The organism is Kitasatospora sp. NPDC002543 (assembly GCF_053594915.1).
Map to the genome: position 1 here is coordinate 18291 of NZ_JBSFWR010000036.1, position 13993 is coordinate 32283.

12 protein-coding genes and 1 tRNA gene are annotated in these 13993 nt (G+C 74.4%); 10 read left to right on the plus strand and 3 right to left on the minus strand.

Going from position 1 to position 13993, the window contains the following annotated elements:
• Positions 1-150 precede the first annotated feature (150 nt).
• Positions 151-912 carry an SDR family oxidoreductase gene (locus ACWD4P_RS17375; RefSeq protein WP_449780156.1) on the minus strand — a complete coding sequence of 254 codons (762 nt, stop codon included), beginning with the start codon at positions 910-912 and terminating at the stop codon, positions 151-153.
• Positions 913-922: 10 nt separating this feature from the next.
• Positions 923-1300 (minus strand): hypothetical protein, encoded by a 378-nt coding sequence (locus ACWD4P_RS17380; protein WP_449780157.1) that lies wholly within the window; start codon positions 1298-1300, stop codon positions 923-925.
• Here ACWD4P_RS17380 and ACWD4P_RS17385 point away from each other — a divergent pair.
• The 10 genes from ACWD4P_RS17385 to ACWD4P_RS17430 all read left to right on the plus strand — a co-directional run bounded on the left by ACWD4P_RS17385 (position 1278) and on the right by ACWD4P_RS17430 (position 12325).
• Positions 1278-2051 (plus strand): nucleotidyltransferase domain-containing protein, encoded by a 774-nt coding sequence (locus ACWD4P_RS17385; RefSeq protein WP_449780158.1) that lies wholly within the window; start codon positions 1278-1280, stop codon positions 2049-2051. The two genes, ACWD4P_RS17380 and ACWD4P_RS17385, sit on opposite strands and share 23 nt — an antisense overlap.
• Positions 2052-2098: 47 nt before the next feature.
• Positions 2099-2171, plus strand: a tRNA-Lys gene (locus tag ACWD4P_RS17390).
• A gap of 560 nt (positions 2172-2731) precedes the next feature.
• Complete coding sequence (locus ACWD4P_RS17395; protein ID WP_449780159.1) at positions 2732-4495, plus strand: LCP family protein; 1764 nt, start codon at positions 2732-2734, stop codon at positions 4493-4495.
• A 127-nt stretch (positions 4496-4622) separates the two neighbouring features.
• On the plus strand, positions 4623-5165 hold the full coding sequence (locus ACWD4P_RS17400) for an SRPBCC family protein (RefSeq protein WP_449780160.1): 543 nt from the start codon (positions 4623-4625) through the stop codon (positions 5163-5165).
• A gap of 280 nt (positions 5166-5445) precedes the next feature.
• Positions 5446-6246, plus strand: coding sequence for a VOC family protein (locus ACWD4P_RS17405; RefSeq protein WP_359823995.1), 801 nt, complete (start codon positions 5446-5448; stop codon positions 6244-6246).
• Positions 6247-6360: 114 nt separating this feature from the next.
• On the plus strand, positions 6361-7104 hold the full coding sequence (locus ACWD4P_RS17410; RefSeq protein WP_449780161.1) for an HAD family hydrolase: 744 nt from the start codon (positions 6361-6363) through the stop codon (positions 7102-7104).
• Entirely contained in the window at positions 7101-9506 is a 2406-nt protein-coding gene (locus ACWD4P_RS17415) for a glycoside hydrolase family 65 protein (RefSeq protein ID WP_449780162.1), read from the plus strand. The genes ACWD4P_RS17410 and ACWD4P_RS17415 overlap by 4 nt, the downstream gene beginning before the upstream one ends.
• 118 nt (positions 9507-9624) lie before the next feature.
• Positions 9625-11337 carry a pyruvate dehydrogenase gene (locus tag ACWD4P_RS17420; RefSeq protein ID WP_449780184.1) on the plus strand — a complete coding sequence of 571 codons (1713 nt, stop codon included), beginning with the start codon at positions 9625-9627 and terminating at the stop codon, positions 11335-11337.
• 119 nt (positions 11338-11456) lie between these two features.
• On the plus strand, positions 11457-12092 hold the full coding sequence (locus ACWD4P_RS17425) for a helix-turn-helix domain-containing protein (protein WP_449780163.1): 636 nt from the start codon (positions 11457-11459) through the stop codon (positions 12090-12092).
• A gap of 32 nt (positions 12093-12124) precedes the next feature.
• Complete coding sequence (locus ACWD4P_RS17430; RefSeq protein ID WP_359823980.1) at positions 12125-12325, plus strand: DUF6126 family protein; 201 nt, start codon at positions 12125-12127, stop codon at positions 12323-12325.
• A gap of 138 nt (positions 12326-12463) precedes the next feature.
• Here ACWD4P_RS17430 and pdxR read toward each other — a convergent pair whose 3' ends face one another.
• On the minus strand, positions 12464-13918 hold the full coding sequence (pdxR, locus tag ACWD4P_RS17435; RefSeq protein ID WP_449780164.1) for a MocR-like pyridoxine biosynthesis transcription factor PdxR: 1455 nt from the start codon (positions 13916-13918) through the stop codon (positions 12464-12466).
• Positions 13919-13993 lie beyond the last annotated feature (75 nt).

The window sequence follows — 13993 nt, forward strand, 5'->3', positions numbered from 1 at the left end:
CGGGGGCAGGCGGGCGGAAGGAGAAGTGCGAGGCCGCGTTCCCGGCGGGACGACACCGTCCGGAACCGGTCGCCGCCGGTGCGGAACCCGCCGTTTGGCGACCGCCGTTCAGCGCCTGCCGCTCAGCGCCTGCCGTTCAGCGACCGCCGCTCAGCGACCGCCCGAGACCTCCAGGAACGCGCCCGTGGTGTACGAGGCCGCCGGCGAGAGCAGGAAGAGGATCGCCTCGGCGACCTCCTCCGGCTGCCCGCCGCGCCCCATCGGCAGGCCGGGCGCGACCCGGTCGACCCGGCCGGGCTCGCCGCCGAGCGCGTGGATGCCGGTGTGGATCAGCCCCGGCCGAACCGTGTTGACCCGGATGCCCTCGGCGGCGACCTCCAGGGCGAGGCCGCGGGTCATCGAGTCCACCGCGCCCTTGGCGGCCGCGTAGTCGACGTACTCGTTCGGCGAGCCGATCCGGGAGGCGGCCGAGCCGACGTTGACGATGGCACCGCCGCGCCCGCCGTGCCGGGTGGACATCCGGCGCACGGCCTGGGCCGCGCACAGGAACGGGCCGGTGATGTTGGCGGCCCAGATCCGGTTCAGCCGGTCCTCGTCGATCTCCTCCAGCCGGCACTGCTTCTCCAGCGTGCCGGCGTTGTTCACCAGCCCGGTGAGCGGGCCGAGTTCATTGTCCACGGTGGTGAACAGCCGCTCCACCTCGGCGGTGCGGCTGACATCGGCGCGGACCGCGAGGGCGGTACCGCCCTCCGCCCGGATCGCGTCCACGACGGCCGCCGCCGCGGCCTCGTCCGTACGGTAGTTGACGCAGACCCGGTGGCCGCGGCGGGCGGCCAGCAGGGCGGTGGCGGCGCCGATGCCGCGGCTCGCGCCGGTGACGATCAGGACCTGTTCGGTGGGGGTGGTCGACATGGCTCGTACGCTACCCGGCGGACCGGCCGGGGACACGTGCGCCGGCCACCCGCAGGGCCGCGGTCTTCGGGGCCCGGCTCTTCGGCGAGTCGAGGCCGAAGCCGCGGGCGTCGCCCGGTTCGTCCCGGACGAAGGCCTCGGTGCGGGCCGCGGCCTCCCGCAGGGCGTCGTCGAGCGGGACGAAGGGCAGCCGGACGAGCTCGGCGGGATCGTGCCCGGCCCCGGCCCGGAATTCGCTCGCCCGGCGCGGCCCGCTCCGGGGAGGATGCCCGGACGAGGACGCGGCGCCCGCGGGCCCGTCCGTCCGTCTGTCCGTCTGCGGGTCTGCCCGTCCGTCTGCCCGTCCGTCCGGGAGGAGTCCGTCGATGTCCGCCGTCCCCGCCGCCATTGCCGCCGCGCCCGGCACGGTGCTGCTCTCGGGCATCGTCGGCTCCACCGCGTACGGCCTCGCCCACGCCGGCTCCGACCTCGACCGGCTCGGCCTGTTCGCCGTCCCCACCGAGGAGTTGCACGGCCTGAGCCGCCCGGCCGAGTCCCACGTCACCACCGCGCCCGACCTCACCCTGCACGAGGCCGCCAAGTGGTGCCGGCTGGCGCTGAACTGCAACCCGACCGCCTCCGAGCTGGTCTGGCTGCCGGACGGGCTGTACGAGGTCCGCACCCCGCTCGGTGACGAACTGGTCGGTCTGCGCTCCTCGTTCCTCAGCGCGCCGGCCGTGCGGAAGGCCTATCTCGGCTACGCCGAGCAGCAGTTCCGCAAGCTGCTGGCCCGCGACACCACCGACCCGGCCACCCGCCGCCGGGCCGCCAAGCACGCCCGGCACCTGGTCCGGCTGGTCGAGCAGGCGGTCCTCCTGCACGAGACCGGCCGCAACCCGATCCGGCTGCGCGACCCCGAACGCATCCGCGAACTCGGCGAACGCATCGCCGACCGCCCCACCCTCGCGGAGGATCTGCTGGCCGGGGCCGCCGAGCGCCTCGCCGGCCCCGGCGTGCTGCCCGCCGCCCCCGACCAGCGCCCCGTCGAGGCCTGGCTCCGCCGTGTCCGCGCGGCCCACTACACCCCGCCTCAAGACCCGCTCCACAACCCCGGCACGCCCGCGCAATCCACTGGCGGAGCCCTGGGGCCCACCGGGTAGGATCGCCGTGGTCCTTCCACCCGGCACTCCGGGTGCGCCAGGGCCGCGGGCCACTAGCTCAATTGGCAGAGCTGCGGACTTTTAATCCGTAGGTTCAGGGTTCGAGCCCCTGGTGGCCCACCGCGACGAGGCCGGATCGGGAGTTCTCCGATCCGGCCTCCGCTGTTTCCCGGGCGCGGTCGTCCCGCGGTCGTCCCGCGGGCCGGAGCCGCGCGAGGCGCCCCGCGCGTTCCCCACGCGTTCCCCGCGCGTCCGGTGTGCCCAACTCCGTTGTCCGCAAAGGCGCTGCGGTGCCCGGGCCGGCCGGTCGGCGGGCCGGCGGGCCGGTCGGGAGCCGGTCGCGCGCGGCACCGCCCAGGAGGGTGGCTGCGGCGCCGCCGCGTCCCCACGGACCGTGCCGGTGGCTGGATTTCGATGTCGGCGCGAAGCGGTGACGTGGCATGGGTCACGTCGGAATCGGGCGTTTTCGACTGTTCTGCGGGGATGTTGTCCGCCGGTCGGCGGGGTTGTCCGAGGGGCCGAGGGTCGGTGATCACGTCGGGCCTAAATATGATCGGAAGCCACGATCGTCGGTAGTGGTGACGGTCGTATGTGCAACCTGGGAACGGTCCGGACCGTCTCTCTGTGTGCGGTGCGCCGGATCGTCAGGGGCGTCGCTTCCGTCGGTGAAAGGTACGCGCATGTCAGGTCGGAGGGGCGAGAGCCCGGCTCGGGGCGAGGGCGTGCCCGCGACGGAGGACGCCGCGGGCTCCGTGCCCTCCCCGCGTGCCGGCGGCCGGGCGGAGGCCCGCCGCGCCGCCCAGGGCAAGGGCGGCGGCGCGGGCGGGAAGACGACGGCGGCGTCGGCGGCGGCGGCGTCGGGCGGGCGGGCGGCGGCGCGCAAGAGCGCCAAGCCCAAGAAGAACGTGAAGAAGATCGTCGCCTGGTCGACGGCGGGCGTGCTGGTGGTCATCGCCGGCGTCGGCGGCGCGATCTACCTCAAGCTGAACGCCAACATCAAGTCCTTCGACGCCGACGCGATAGCCCGCAACCGCCCCCCGGAGGCCCAGGCCGACGCGGACGGCAACAAGCCGGTCAACGTTCTGCTGATCGGTTCCGACAGCCGGGGCAAGAACAACTCCGACCTCGGCGGCGGCGAGGACGGCGGCGCCCGCTCCGACACCACGATCCTGCTGCACGTCTACGCCGACCACAAGCACGCCGTGGGCATCTCGATACCGCGCAACGCCATGGTCCAGATGCCGTCCTGCAAGCTGCCCAACGGCAAGTGGACGAAGGGCGGGAACACCGACCTGTTCAACGCGGCCTTCTCGACCGGCGGCAGCGACGACGGCAACCCGGCCTGCACCCAGAACACCGTGGAGAAGCTCACCGGCATCCGGGTCGACCACACCCTGGTGGTCGACTTCAACGGCTTCGCGTCGATGACCAAGGCCGTGAACGGTGTGGACATCTGCCTGCCGAAGGCCATCTACGAGGGGGACATCAACCCGAACCTGAAGAAGAAGGGCGACCTCGTCCTCCCGCAGGGCAAGCAGACCGTGGAGGGCCAGCAGGCGCTCGACTACGTCCGGCTGCGGCACGGCATCGGCGACGGTTCGGACATCGGCCGGATGATGCGCCAGCAGGCGTTCCTGAGCTCGCTCGCCAGCAAGATCAAGAAGGACGGGATGAACCCCACCACCCTTCTCCCGCTGGCCGACGCCGCGACCAAGTCGCTGACCGTCGACCCGGGCCTGGACTCGGCGGACAAGCTGCTCTCCTTCGGCCTGTCGCTCAAGAACATCGACATGCACGACCTCAAGTTCGTGACGGCGCCCTGGCGCTACCGGACGCAGGACAAGAACATCGACCTGGTCCAGGCGGACGCCAACAAGCTCTGGGACACCCTCAAGGCCGACCAGACCATCGACGGCCAGAACGCCACCGGCCAGCAGCCGGACGAGCCGGCCCCCGGCGCCACCGCGCCCGCGCAGCCGCCCGCGCCCACGACCCCGGCCGCCCCCGCCGGGGACACCGGCAACTCCGCGATCAGAGTGGCGGTCTACAACGGGACCCTCTTCAACGGCCTGGCGGGCAAGGCGACCGAGCAGCTGAAGGGCGCCAAGTTCACCGCCAGCACGGCGGGCCAGGCGGCGAGCACCAAGTACAAGACCACCACGATCGAGTACGGCTCCGGGCAGAAGGCGAACGCCGAGAAGGTCGCCGCGCTGTTCCCGGGGGCCTCCCTGGAGTCCAGCGGCGCGCGGGGCATCTCGGTGATCACCGGCCAGGACTTCGCGGCCGCGATGGGGATGACGGCCGGCGCGCCCGCCGGCAGCGTCGCGCCGACCACGCCGGGGGTCCAGGCGCCCCCGCAGCCGCTGCCCACCAGCATCACCAACGACGCCCGCTCGGCGGACGACGACATCTGCGCGAACACCAGCTACGGCAGCGGCGGCTGACCGGACCCGGCGGACACGGCGGACGACCCCCGGGCCCGCGCCCTCCGAGGCGCGCGGGCCCGGGGGTCGTGCCATGGTGGGCCGTAGCCCCCGGCGGGGGCTGAGCGGTCACCGAAAGGCGGACCCCATGCCCGAGATCGCCCTCCAACTCGACATCGCCGCGCCCCGGGCCGTGGTGCTCGCCGCGCTCACCACGCACGACGGGCTGACCTCCTGGTGGACCACCGGTGCGGACCGGGACGGCGACGTCCTGCTGTTCGAGTTCCCCGACGCCCCGGAACCGTTCCGGCTGCGGGTGGAGCGGGCCGACCGGGACCGGGTGGTGTGGACCAACGCCGGCTCCTTCCCGCCGCACTGGGCCGGCACCTGGATCAGCTGGGAGCTGTCCGCCCCACCCGCCCCGCCCGCCCCGCCCGCCGCGCCGGAGCAGCCCGCCGCCTCCGACCGGGCCGTGGCGCCCGGCGCGCCCGCCGCGCCCGAGCAGCGGCCCGAGGCCCCCGAGCGCACCCGGCTGCTGTTCCGGCACGGCGGCTGGCAGCCGGGCAGCGAGGAGGGCGTCCCGGCGGTGGCCGGCACCTGGGCCGAACTGCTGGTCCGGCTCAAGGACTACGCGCAGAGCGGCAAGGTGCAGCCGTACTTCGTCACGGCGCACCGCCACGACGCCCCGTGAGCCGTCCGCGCACGGACCGCGACGGCGCGGTCGGCGCCCCGTGACGCCCCGGCCGCCGGTCGCCCGCCAGGGCGCCGTCCGGTGGCGGGATCGCGGTGGCGGGCCGATGGTGGCGTTGTACCCCCGTCGTCCCGGCCGGGCCGTACCCCCACCGGGCCCGGGCCGGGGCGAGGTCCCGACCGCCCAGACCACCAGACTGCCCCGATCGTCCCGACCACCAGACCGTCCCGACCGTCCCGACCACCACAGCCGGCCACCACCGCCTCCGGGAGGCCCAGCAATGCCCGTAGTCACCGATCCGTACCAGCCCGGCACCCCGTGCTGGGTCGACCTGATGGCGAGCGACCAGCAGGCCGCGCTCGACTTCTACCGCGACCTGTTCGGCTGGCAGGGCGAGGTCGGCCCGGCCGAGTTCGGCGGCTACGCCGTGTGCCTGCTCAACGGCCGGCCGGTCGCCGGGATCATGGCGCAGATGGCGCCCGAGGGGCAGCCGGCGCCGCCCGTCGCCTGGACCACCTACCTCGCCTCGGACGACGCCGACGCGGCCAAGGCGTCCATCACCGGGGCCGGCGGCACGGTCCTGTACGACCCGATGGACGTCGGCACGATCGGCCGGATGCTGGTCGCCGCCGACCCGACCGGCGCGGTGTTCGGGGTCTGGCAGGCGATGGACTTCATCGGCGCGGGCGTGGTCAACGAGCCCGGCGCGCTGGTCTGGAACGAGCTCAACACCGCGGACACCGGCACGGCCGGCCGCTTCTACCAGCCGGCCCTCGGGCTGCGCCCGGCCACCATCCAGGGCATGGACGGCTACTACTCGCTCAACGTCGCCGACCGCACGGTGGGCGGCATGCAGGCGATCCCCGGCTACCTGCCGCCCGGCACGCCCTCGCACTGGATGACGTACTTCTCGGTGGACAGCACCGACTCCACCGTGGACGCCCTGGTCAAGGCCGGCGGCTCGGTGATCCAGCCGGCCTTCGACATGCAGTCCGGCCGGATGGCGGTGGTCCAGGACCCGCAGGGCGCGGCCTTCGCCGTCATCGAGTCGCCCGAGGCGCAGATGCCCGACTCGCCGTAGCCCCGGATCCGCCACCGCCCGCCCGTCGCGGCCGGGTGGCCGGAAGCCGCCCTTCCCGCGACGCGCCGCCGGGAAATGGGCGGCTTCCCCCCGTTCCCGGGTAAGACTGCACCCATGCTGGGGCTACCGGACGACATCCGCGCTTTCCTCTTCGACCTCGACGGAGTGCTCACCCAGACCGCGAAGGTACACGCCGCGGCCTGGAAGGACACCTTCGACGCCTTCCTGCGCGCCGAAGCCGCCCGCACCGGCGGGCAGTTCGTCCCCTTCGACGCCGTCACCGACTACGACACCTACGTGGACGGCCGCCCGCGCCTGGACGGCACCCGCGCGTTCCTGCGCAGCCGGGGCGTCGAACTGCCCGAGGGCACACCGGAAGACCCACCCAACTCCCGTACCGTGCAAGGGATCAGCCGGGCGAAGAACGACACCGTGCTGCGGCTGATCCGGGAGCGGGGCGTCCAGGCCTACCAGGGCTCGGTGGACTACGTGCACCGGCTGCGCGCGGCCGGGCTGCCCAGTGCCGTGGTCTCCTCCAGCGCCAACTGCCGCGACGTGCTGCGGGCGGCCGGCATCGAGGAACTGTTCGAGGTGATCGTGGACGGCAACGTCGCCAGGGCCGAGGGCCTGCCCGGCAAGCCCGCCCCCGACACCTACCTGTACGCCGCCCGCGCCCTCGGCGTCGAGCCGGCCCGTGCCGCGGTCTTCGAGGACGCCCTCGCCGGGGTCGCCTCCGGCCGGGCGGGCGGCTTCGGCGCGGTGGTCGGGGTGGACCGCACCGGCCAGGCCGCCGAACTGCGCCGGGACGGCGCCACCGTGGTCGTCCAGGACCTCTCCGAGCTCCTGGAGGGCGAGTGAGTCCCGAGTCCGGCTTCGCGATCGACCCCTGGCAGATCACCGAACACGGCCTGGACCTGGCCTCGATGGCCCGCGCCGAGTCCGTCTTCGCGCTCTCCAACGGGCACATCGGCCTGCGCGCCAACCTCGACGAGGGCGAGCCGCACGGCCTGCCCGGCACCTACCTCAACGGTGTCTTCGAGCTGCGCCCGCTGCCGTACGGCGAGGGCGGCTACGGCTACCCGGAGTCCAGCCAGAGCGTCATCAACGTGACCAACGGCAAGATCATCCGGCTGCTGGTGGACGACGAGCCCTTCGACCTGCGCTACGGCGAACTCATCAGCCACAAGCGCTGGTTGGACTTCCGGGAGGGCCTGCTGCACCGCGAGGCCGAGTGGACCTCCCCGGCCGGGCGGACGATCAGGGTGCGCTCCTCCCGGCTGGTCTCGCTCACCCAGCGCGCCATCGCCGCCGTCGAGTACCGCGTCGAGGCGGTGGACGGCCCGGTGCGGATCGTGCTGCAGTCCGAGCTGGTCGCCAACGAACAGCTGCCCGGCGGCCCCGAAGGCGACCCGCGGGCCGCCGCCGTGCTGGAGGCGCCGCTGCACCCCGAGGCGCACCACGCCAGCGGCACCAAGGCCGTCCTGGTGCACCGCACCCGCTACAGCGGCATCCGGGTCGCGGCCGGGATGGACCACATCATCGAGGGCCCGGAGAAGTCCGACACCGTCTCCGAGGCCGAGGCCGACCACTGCCGGATCAGCGTCACCACCGTGCTCAAGCCCGGACAGCGGCTGCGGCTCGCCAAGTTCATGGCCTACGGGTGGTCCGGCACCCGCTCGCTGCCCGCCGTGCGGGACCAGGTGGAGGCCGCGCTGACCGCCGCCCGGTACACCGGCTGGGACGGGCTGGTCGCCGAACAGGCCGACTTCCTCAGGGAGTTCTGGGAGACCAGCGACGTCGAGATCGAGGGCGACGTGGAGCTCCAGCAGGCCGTCCGGTTCGCCGTCTTCCACGTCCTGCAGGCCGGCGCCCGCAGCGAGGAGCGGGCCATCCCCGCCAAGGGGCTGACCGGGCCCGGCTACGACGGGCACAGCTTCTGGGACACCGAGACCTTCGTCCTGCCGGTGCTCACCTACTGCCTGCCCACCGCCGTCAACCAGGCCCTGCGCTGGCGGCACACCACGCTGCCGCTGGCCCGCGAACGGGCGGTCCAACTCGGCCTGTCCGGCGCGGTGTTCCCGTGGCGCACCATCCGCGGCGAGGAGTGCTCCGGGTACTGGCCGGCCGGCACCGCGGCCTTCCACATCGGCGCGGACATCGCCGCCGCCGTCGCCCGCTACGTCCGGGCCACCGGGGACGCGGAGTTCGAGCGCGAGTACGGTCTCGAACTGCTGGTCGAGACCGCCCGGATGTGGCGCTCGCTCGGCCACCACGACGTGGCCGGCAGGTTCCGCATCGAGGGCGTCACCGGCCCCGACGAGTACAGCGCCGTCGCGGACAACAACGTCTTCACCAACCTGATGGCGCAGACCAACCTGCGCGCCGCCGCCGAGGCTGCCGTCCGCCACCCCCACGAGGCCTCGCTGCTCGGCGTGGACACCGAGGAGACCGCGGCCTGGCGCGACGCGGCCGCCGCGATGTACATCCCGTACGACGAGGACCTCGGCGTCCACCCGCAGGCCGACGGCTTCACCCAGCACCAGGTCTGGGACTTCGAGCACACCCCGCCGGAGAACTACCCGCTGCTGCTGCACTACCCGTACTTCGACCTGTACCGCAAGCAGGTGGTCAAACAGTCCGACCTGGTGCTCGCCATGCAGGTCCGCGGCGACGCGTTCACCGACGAGCAGAAGGCCCGCAACTTCGCCTACTACGAGCGGCTGACCGTCCGGGACTCCTCGCTCTCCGCCTGCACCCAGGCCGTCATCGCGGCCGAGGTCGGCCAGCTCGACCTCGCCTACGACTACACCGCCGAAGCCGCCCTGATGGACCTGCACGACCTCGGCGGCAACACCCGCGACGGCCTGCACATGGCCTCGCTCGCCGGGGCCTGCATCGCCCTGGTGGCCGGCTTCGGCGGGCTGCGCGACCACAGCGAGACGCTCTCGTTCCGGCCCCGGCTGCCGTCCGGACTGATGCGGCTGAGCTTCTCGCTGCTGGTGCGCGGGCACCTGCTCGGCGTCGAGATCACCCACGAGCGGACGACGTACACGCTGCGCCGCGGCGAGGTCCTCCACCTGTGGCACGACGGCGAGGCGGTGCAGGTCAAGTCCGGCTCCCCGGTCGCCCTGCCGACCACCGTCCCGCCCGCCCAGGAGCGGGTCGCCCAGCCCCCGGGCCGCGAGCCCGCCCGCCGCCAGCCCCAGGCCGGGCTCGTCGCGGGCAAGCTCGGCCAGCAGGACCACCTGGCGGCCGAGTAGCCGGCACTGCGCTCACTCCTTCGGCCCGCCCCGGCTGCGCCCGCGACCTCCCCGGCGGAGGGTGCAGGTGACCCGTGGCGACCGAAGGAGTGCAGCCGTGCCGAGCGTGGCCGAACAGATGGTGGAGGTGCTCCGGCAGGCCGGGGTGGAGCGGGTCTACGGCGTCGTCGGGGACAGCCTCAACCCCGTCGTGGACGCGATCCGCAGGGCCGACGGCATCAGCTGGGTGCACGTGCGCAACGAGGAGGCCGGCGCCTTCGCGGCCGCCGCCGAGGCCGAACTCTCCGGCCGGCTCGCGGTCTGCGCCGGCTCCTGCGGCCCCGGCAACACCCACCTCGTCCAGGGCCTGTACGACGCCCAGCGCAGCGGCCTGCCGGTGCTCGCGCTCGCCTCGCACATCCCGTCCGGGCAGATCGGCACCGGCTTCTTCCAGGAGACCCACCCGGAGCGGGTGTTCACCGACTGCAGCACCTGGTGCGAGATGCTCTCCACCCCCGCCCAGCTGCCCCGGCTGCTGCGGGTCGCCATCCAGCACGCGCTGGGCTCGCACGGGGTCTCGGTGCTGGCCTTCCCCGGGGACGTCGCCGCGCTGTCCGCCGCCGCCCCCACCGGCACCAGCCACTTCCTCACCGAGGAGGCCGTCGCCGCGCCGCCCTGGTCCCAGGTGCAGGAGCTGGCCCGGCTGCTCAACGCGGCCCGCAAGGTGGTCCTGTTCTGCGGCGCCGGGGTGCGCGGGGCGCACGCCGAGGTGATGGCGGCCGCGCGGGCCCTGAACGCCCCGGTCGGCCACTCCCTGCGCGGCAAGGAGTGGATCCAGTTCGACAACCCGTACGACGTGGGCATGAGCGGCCTGCTCGGCTACGGGGCCTGCCACGAGGCGCTGCACTCCGCCGACCTGGTGCTGATGCTCGGCACCGACTTCCCGTACGACTCCTTCCTGCCGCAGGCGCGCACCGTGCAGGTCGACCACGACGCCACCCGGCTCGGCCGCCGCACCCCGCTCGAACTGGCCGTCCACGGCGACGTGGCCGCCACCCTGCGGGCCGTGCTGCCGCTGCTGGACGCCAAGCCCGACCGCGCGTTCCTGGACGGGATGCTGCGCAAGCACTGCCGGTCGCTGGAGGACGTGATCGGCGCGTACACCCGGGACATCGAGAAGCACCTGCCGATCCACCCCGAGTACGTCGCCTCGGTGCTGGACGAGGTGGCCGCCGAGGACGCGGTGTTCACCGTGGACACCGGCATGAACAACGTCTGGGCCGCCCGCTACCTCCAGCCCAACGGCCGCCGCCGGGTGATCGGCTCCTTCCTGCACGGCTCGATGGCCAACGCCCTCCCGCACGCGATCGGCGCCCAGCTCGCCTGCCCGGGGCGGCAGGTGGTCGCGATGGCGGGCGACGGCGGCATCGGCATGCTGCTCGGCGAACTGCTCACGGTGGCCAAGCACCGGCTGCCGGTGAAGACGGTGGTCTTCAACAACGGCGCGCTCGGCATGATCAAGCTGGAGATGCTGGTCTCCGGCTACCCGGAGTCGGAGATCGACAACGGGGACGTGGACTACGCCGGGATCGCCCGGGCGATGGGCATCCAGGCCAAGCGGGTGACCGAGCCGGCCCGGGTCCGGGAGGTGCTGGCGGAGGCGCTGGAGCGGCCGGGCCCGGCCCTGGTGGACGTGGTCACCGACCCCAACGCGCTGTCCATCCCGCCGCACATCACCGCCGCCCAGCTGAAGGGCTTCGCGCTGGCGGCGGGCAGGACGGTGCTCTCCGGCGGGGTCGGGCGCATGATCGACCTGGCCCGCAGCAACCTGCGGAACATCCCGCGGCCGTGAGGGCGGGGCTCCCGGGGGTTCTCGAGGTCTCCCCGCGGGCGTCCGGAGGGCGATCCGGGCCGCTTTGCCTCTGAGGCAAAATTCTTGCCCGTGAGGCACGGCGGGTGTCCACTGGACACATGACCAGCAGCTCCACCGGTGCCGCCGCCGCAGGCGAACAGCTCGACGACCAGGAGGTCGCCGGCCTCGCCGCCCGTCTCCGTGAGCACCGGCTCAGCAGCCGCCTCACGCTGGAGGTGGCAGCCGGTCGGGTCGGGCTCTCCCCAGCCTATCTGTCCCGGCTGGAGACCGGTCGCCGGCAGCCCTCGCTGCCGGTCCTGCTCGGCCTCGCCCGCGCGTACGGGACCTCGGTCTCCGGCCTGCTCGGGGAGACCCTGGCCGAGCCGGACCCGATCGTCCGCGGCGGAGCCATCGAGCCCGGCCGGGCCGGTGGCTGGGGCTACCGCCGGGCCGGCGCCCCCAGCCGCGCCATGCAGGCCCTGCGGGTGCACGTCCCGCCGGGCGTGCAGGACGCGGTGGTCCGGGTCCACCCGGGCGAGGAGTGGCTGTACGTCCTGAAGGGCGCGCTCCGGGTCACCCTCGGGGACCGCGTCCACCACCTGGAGGTGGGCGACTCGGCCCACTACGACTCGCTCACCCCGCACTGCATCGCCGCGGAGTCGGACAGCGGTGTCGAACTGCTCTTCGTCCACACCCTGCTGCAGAGCCCCGGCGGCGAACTCTGCCTCGGCGGCGGTCCCACCGCCGTCCACTGACCCGCCGTCAGAACCACCCGGAGGAGATCACCATGGCCGATCCCGCCACCACCGCGGCCACCGCCGCCCACGGCGCCGCTGCCCCCGACACCGCCGCCGGTCCGAAAACCATGGACGCGGGGAAGTGGGCCAACAAGCGGATCTACGTCCGTCTGCTGATCTACACCGCCGGCTGCCACCTCTTCGCCGGGTTCATCATCCTCCTGTTCCAACTCGGCAGCCGCAACAAGTAGTTCGCACCCAGGGCCGCCCGTCCGCCCCCACCCCCGAGGGAGGCGGGCGGGCCGCCCCGCCGACCGGCCCCGGCGGCGGGGCACCGGCGTCGGCACCCCGGGGCGGCGCTCTGCCCGCCCTGGGGCCCCGGCCCCCGGTCACGCCCCGCGCAGCAGCTCGCAGAGCGCTCGGACCGCCGCCGGGAAGACGTGGTCCGGCGGAGTGGAGTAGCCGATGACCAGGGCGGGCGGGGTCTCGGCGGGGGCCGGGGCGGCGGCGCGGTGCCAGCCGAGCCCGGCGAGGGAGAGGCCCGCCCGCTGGGCGCGGGCGAGGAGTTCGGCTTCCGGAGCGGAGCCGGGCGGCAGCTGGAGGACGGCGTGCAGGCCGGCCGCGATGCCCGTCACCCGGACGCGCGGGGCGTGTTCGGCGAGTGCCGCGACCAGGTGGTCGCGCCGGCGCCGGTAGTGCAGCCGGCAGCGCCGTACGTGGCGGTCGTACGTGCCCGAGGTGATCAGCTCCGCCAGGGTCAGCTGGTCCAGCACCGGGGACATCGTGTCGGCCAGTGCCTTCAGCCGGGCGACCGGCTCGACCAGCGCGTCCGGCAGGGCCAGCCAGGCCAGCCGCAGACCGGGGGCGAGGCTCTTGGCGGTCGTCCCGGCGTACACCACCCGTTCCGGGGCCAGCGCCTGCATCGCGCCGAGCGGCTGCCGGTCGTAGCGGAACTCCCCGTCGTAGTCGTCCTCGATGACGTACCGGTCCTGCTCCCGAGCCCACCGCACCGCCGCCGCCCGCCGCTCGGCGGACAGCGCCGTGCCGGTCGGGTACTGGTGGGCGGGGGTGAGCAGGACGGCGCCGGCCCGCGCGTCGAGCCGGTCGACCAGGGCGCCGTCCGCGTCCAGCGGCACCGGAGCGGTGGTGAGCCCGGCGGCCCGGACGACCGCGTGCTGCGGCGGCAGCCCGTACTCCTCGACGGCCAGCGCGCGGGCGCCGCGCTCCCGCAGGGCGGCGCAGACCAGGCCGAGGCCCTGGGTGACACCGGTGCAGACGAGCAGGCGGTCGGGGTCGGTGCGCACGCCGCGGACCCGGGCCAGGTAGTGGGTGAGCGCCTGGCGCAGTTCGATCCTGCCGAGCGGGCTGCCGTAGTCGAGCGCCTCGTGCGGCGCGGTGGCGAGGGCGCGGCGGGCGGCGGCCAGCCAGGCCGTGCGGGGGAAGAGCGAGAGGTCGGGCCGTCCGGACGTCAGGTCGTACCGGGCGGCCTGCCGCCGGGGCACCGACCGGACGGCCGGCCGCCGGCCCTGGACCGGCTCCGGCACCGCCCGCCGGGCGACCGTGGTGCCGGAGCCCTGCCGGGAGTCCAGCCAGCCCTCCGCGGTGAGCTGGCCGTACGCCTCGACCACGGTGTTGCGGGCGATCCCGAGGTCCTCGCCGAGCGCCCGGGAGGACGGCAGCCGGGTGCCGGGGCCGAGCCGCCCGTCCTGGACGGCCTCGCGCAGCGCGTCCTCCAGAGCGGCCCGCAGCCCGGCGCCGGCGGCCCGCCGCTCGGTGAGGTCCAGGTGCAGGTCGCCGCCGAAGGTGGTCCAGGTGGTGGTCCGGGAGGTGCTCACGGCCCCCATTCTCGCCCGCCGCCGGGGGCCGTCGCCGGGGTCGTTCCCGGCTCGTCCGCGGGGCCGTTCCCGGCTCGTCCCCGG

What these genes read in the sequence shown, in the direction of transcription:
- ACWD4P_RS17375 (WP_449780156.1), bottom strand. Translation starts at nt 912, where the DNA reads ATGTCGACCACCCCCACCGAACAGGTCCTGATCGTCACCGGCGCGAGC.
- ACWD4P_RS17385 (WP_449780158.1), top strand. Translation starts at nt 1,278, where the DNA reads ATGTCCGCCGTCCCCGCCGCCATTGCCGCCGCGCCCGGCACGGTGCTG.
- ACWD4P_RS17380 (WP_449780157.1), bottom strand. Translation starts at nt 1,300, where the DNA reads ATGGCGGCGGGGACGGCGGACATCGACGGACTCCTCCCGGACGGACGG.
- ACWD4P_RS17395 (WP_449780159.1), top strand. Translation starts at nt 2,732, where the DNA reads ATGTCAGGTCGGAGGGGCGAGAGCCCGGCTCGGGGCGAGGGCGTGCCC.
- ACWD4P_RS17400 (WP_449780160.1), top strand. Translation starts at nt 4,623, where the DNA reads ATGCCCGAGATCGCCCTCCAACTCGACATCGCCGCGCCCCGGGCCGTG.
- ACWD4P_RS17405 (WP_359823995.1), top strand. Translation starts at nt 5,446, where the DNA reads ATGCCCGTAGTCACCGATCCGTACCAGCCCGGCACCCCGTGCTGGGTC.
- ACWD4P_RS17410 (WP_449780161.1), top strand. Translation starts at nt 6,361, where the DNA reads ATGCTGGGGCTACCGGACGACATCCGCGCTTTCCTCTTCGACCTCGAC.
- ACWD4P_RS17420 (WP_449780184.1), top strand. Translation starts at nt 9,625, where the DNA reads ATGGTGGAGGTGCTCCGGCAGGCCGGGGTGGAGCGGGTCTACGGCGTC.
- ACWD4P_RS17425 (WP_449780163.1), top strand. Translation starts at nt 11,457, where the DNA reads ATGACCAGCAGCTCCACCGGTGCCGCCGCCGCAGGCGAACAGCTCGAC.
- ACWD4P_RS17430 (WP_359823980.1), top strand. Translation starts at nt 12,125, where the DNA reads ATGGCCGATCCCGCCACCACCGCGGCCACCGCCGCCCACGGCGCCGCT.
- pdxR (WP_449780164.1), bottom strand. Translation starts at nt 13,918, where the DNA reads ATGGGGGCCGTGAGCACCTCCCGGACCACCACCTGGACCACCTTCGGC.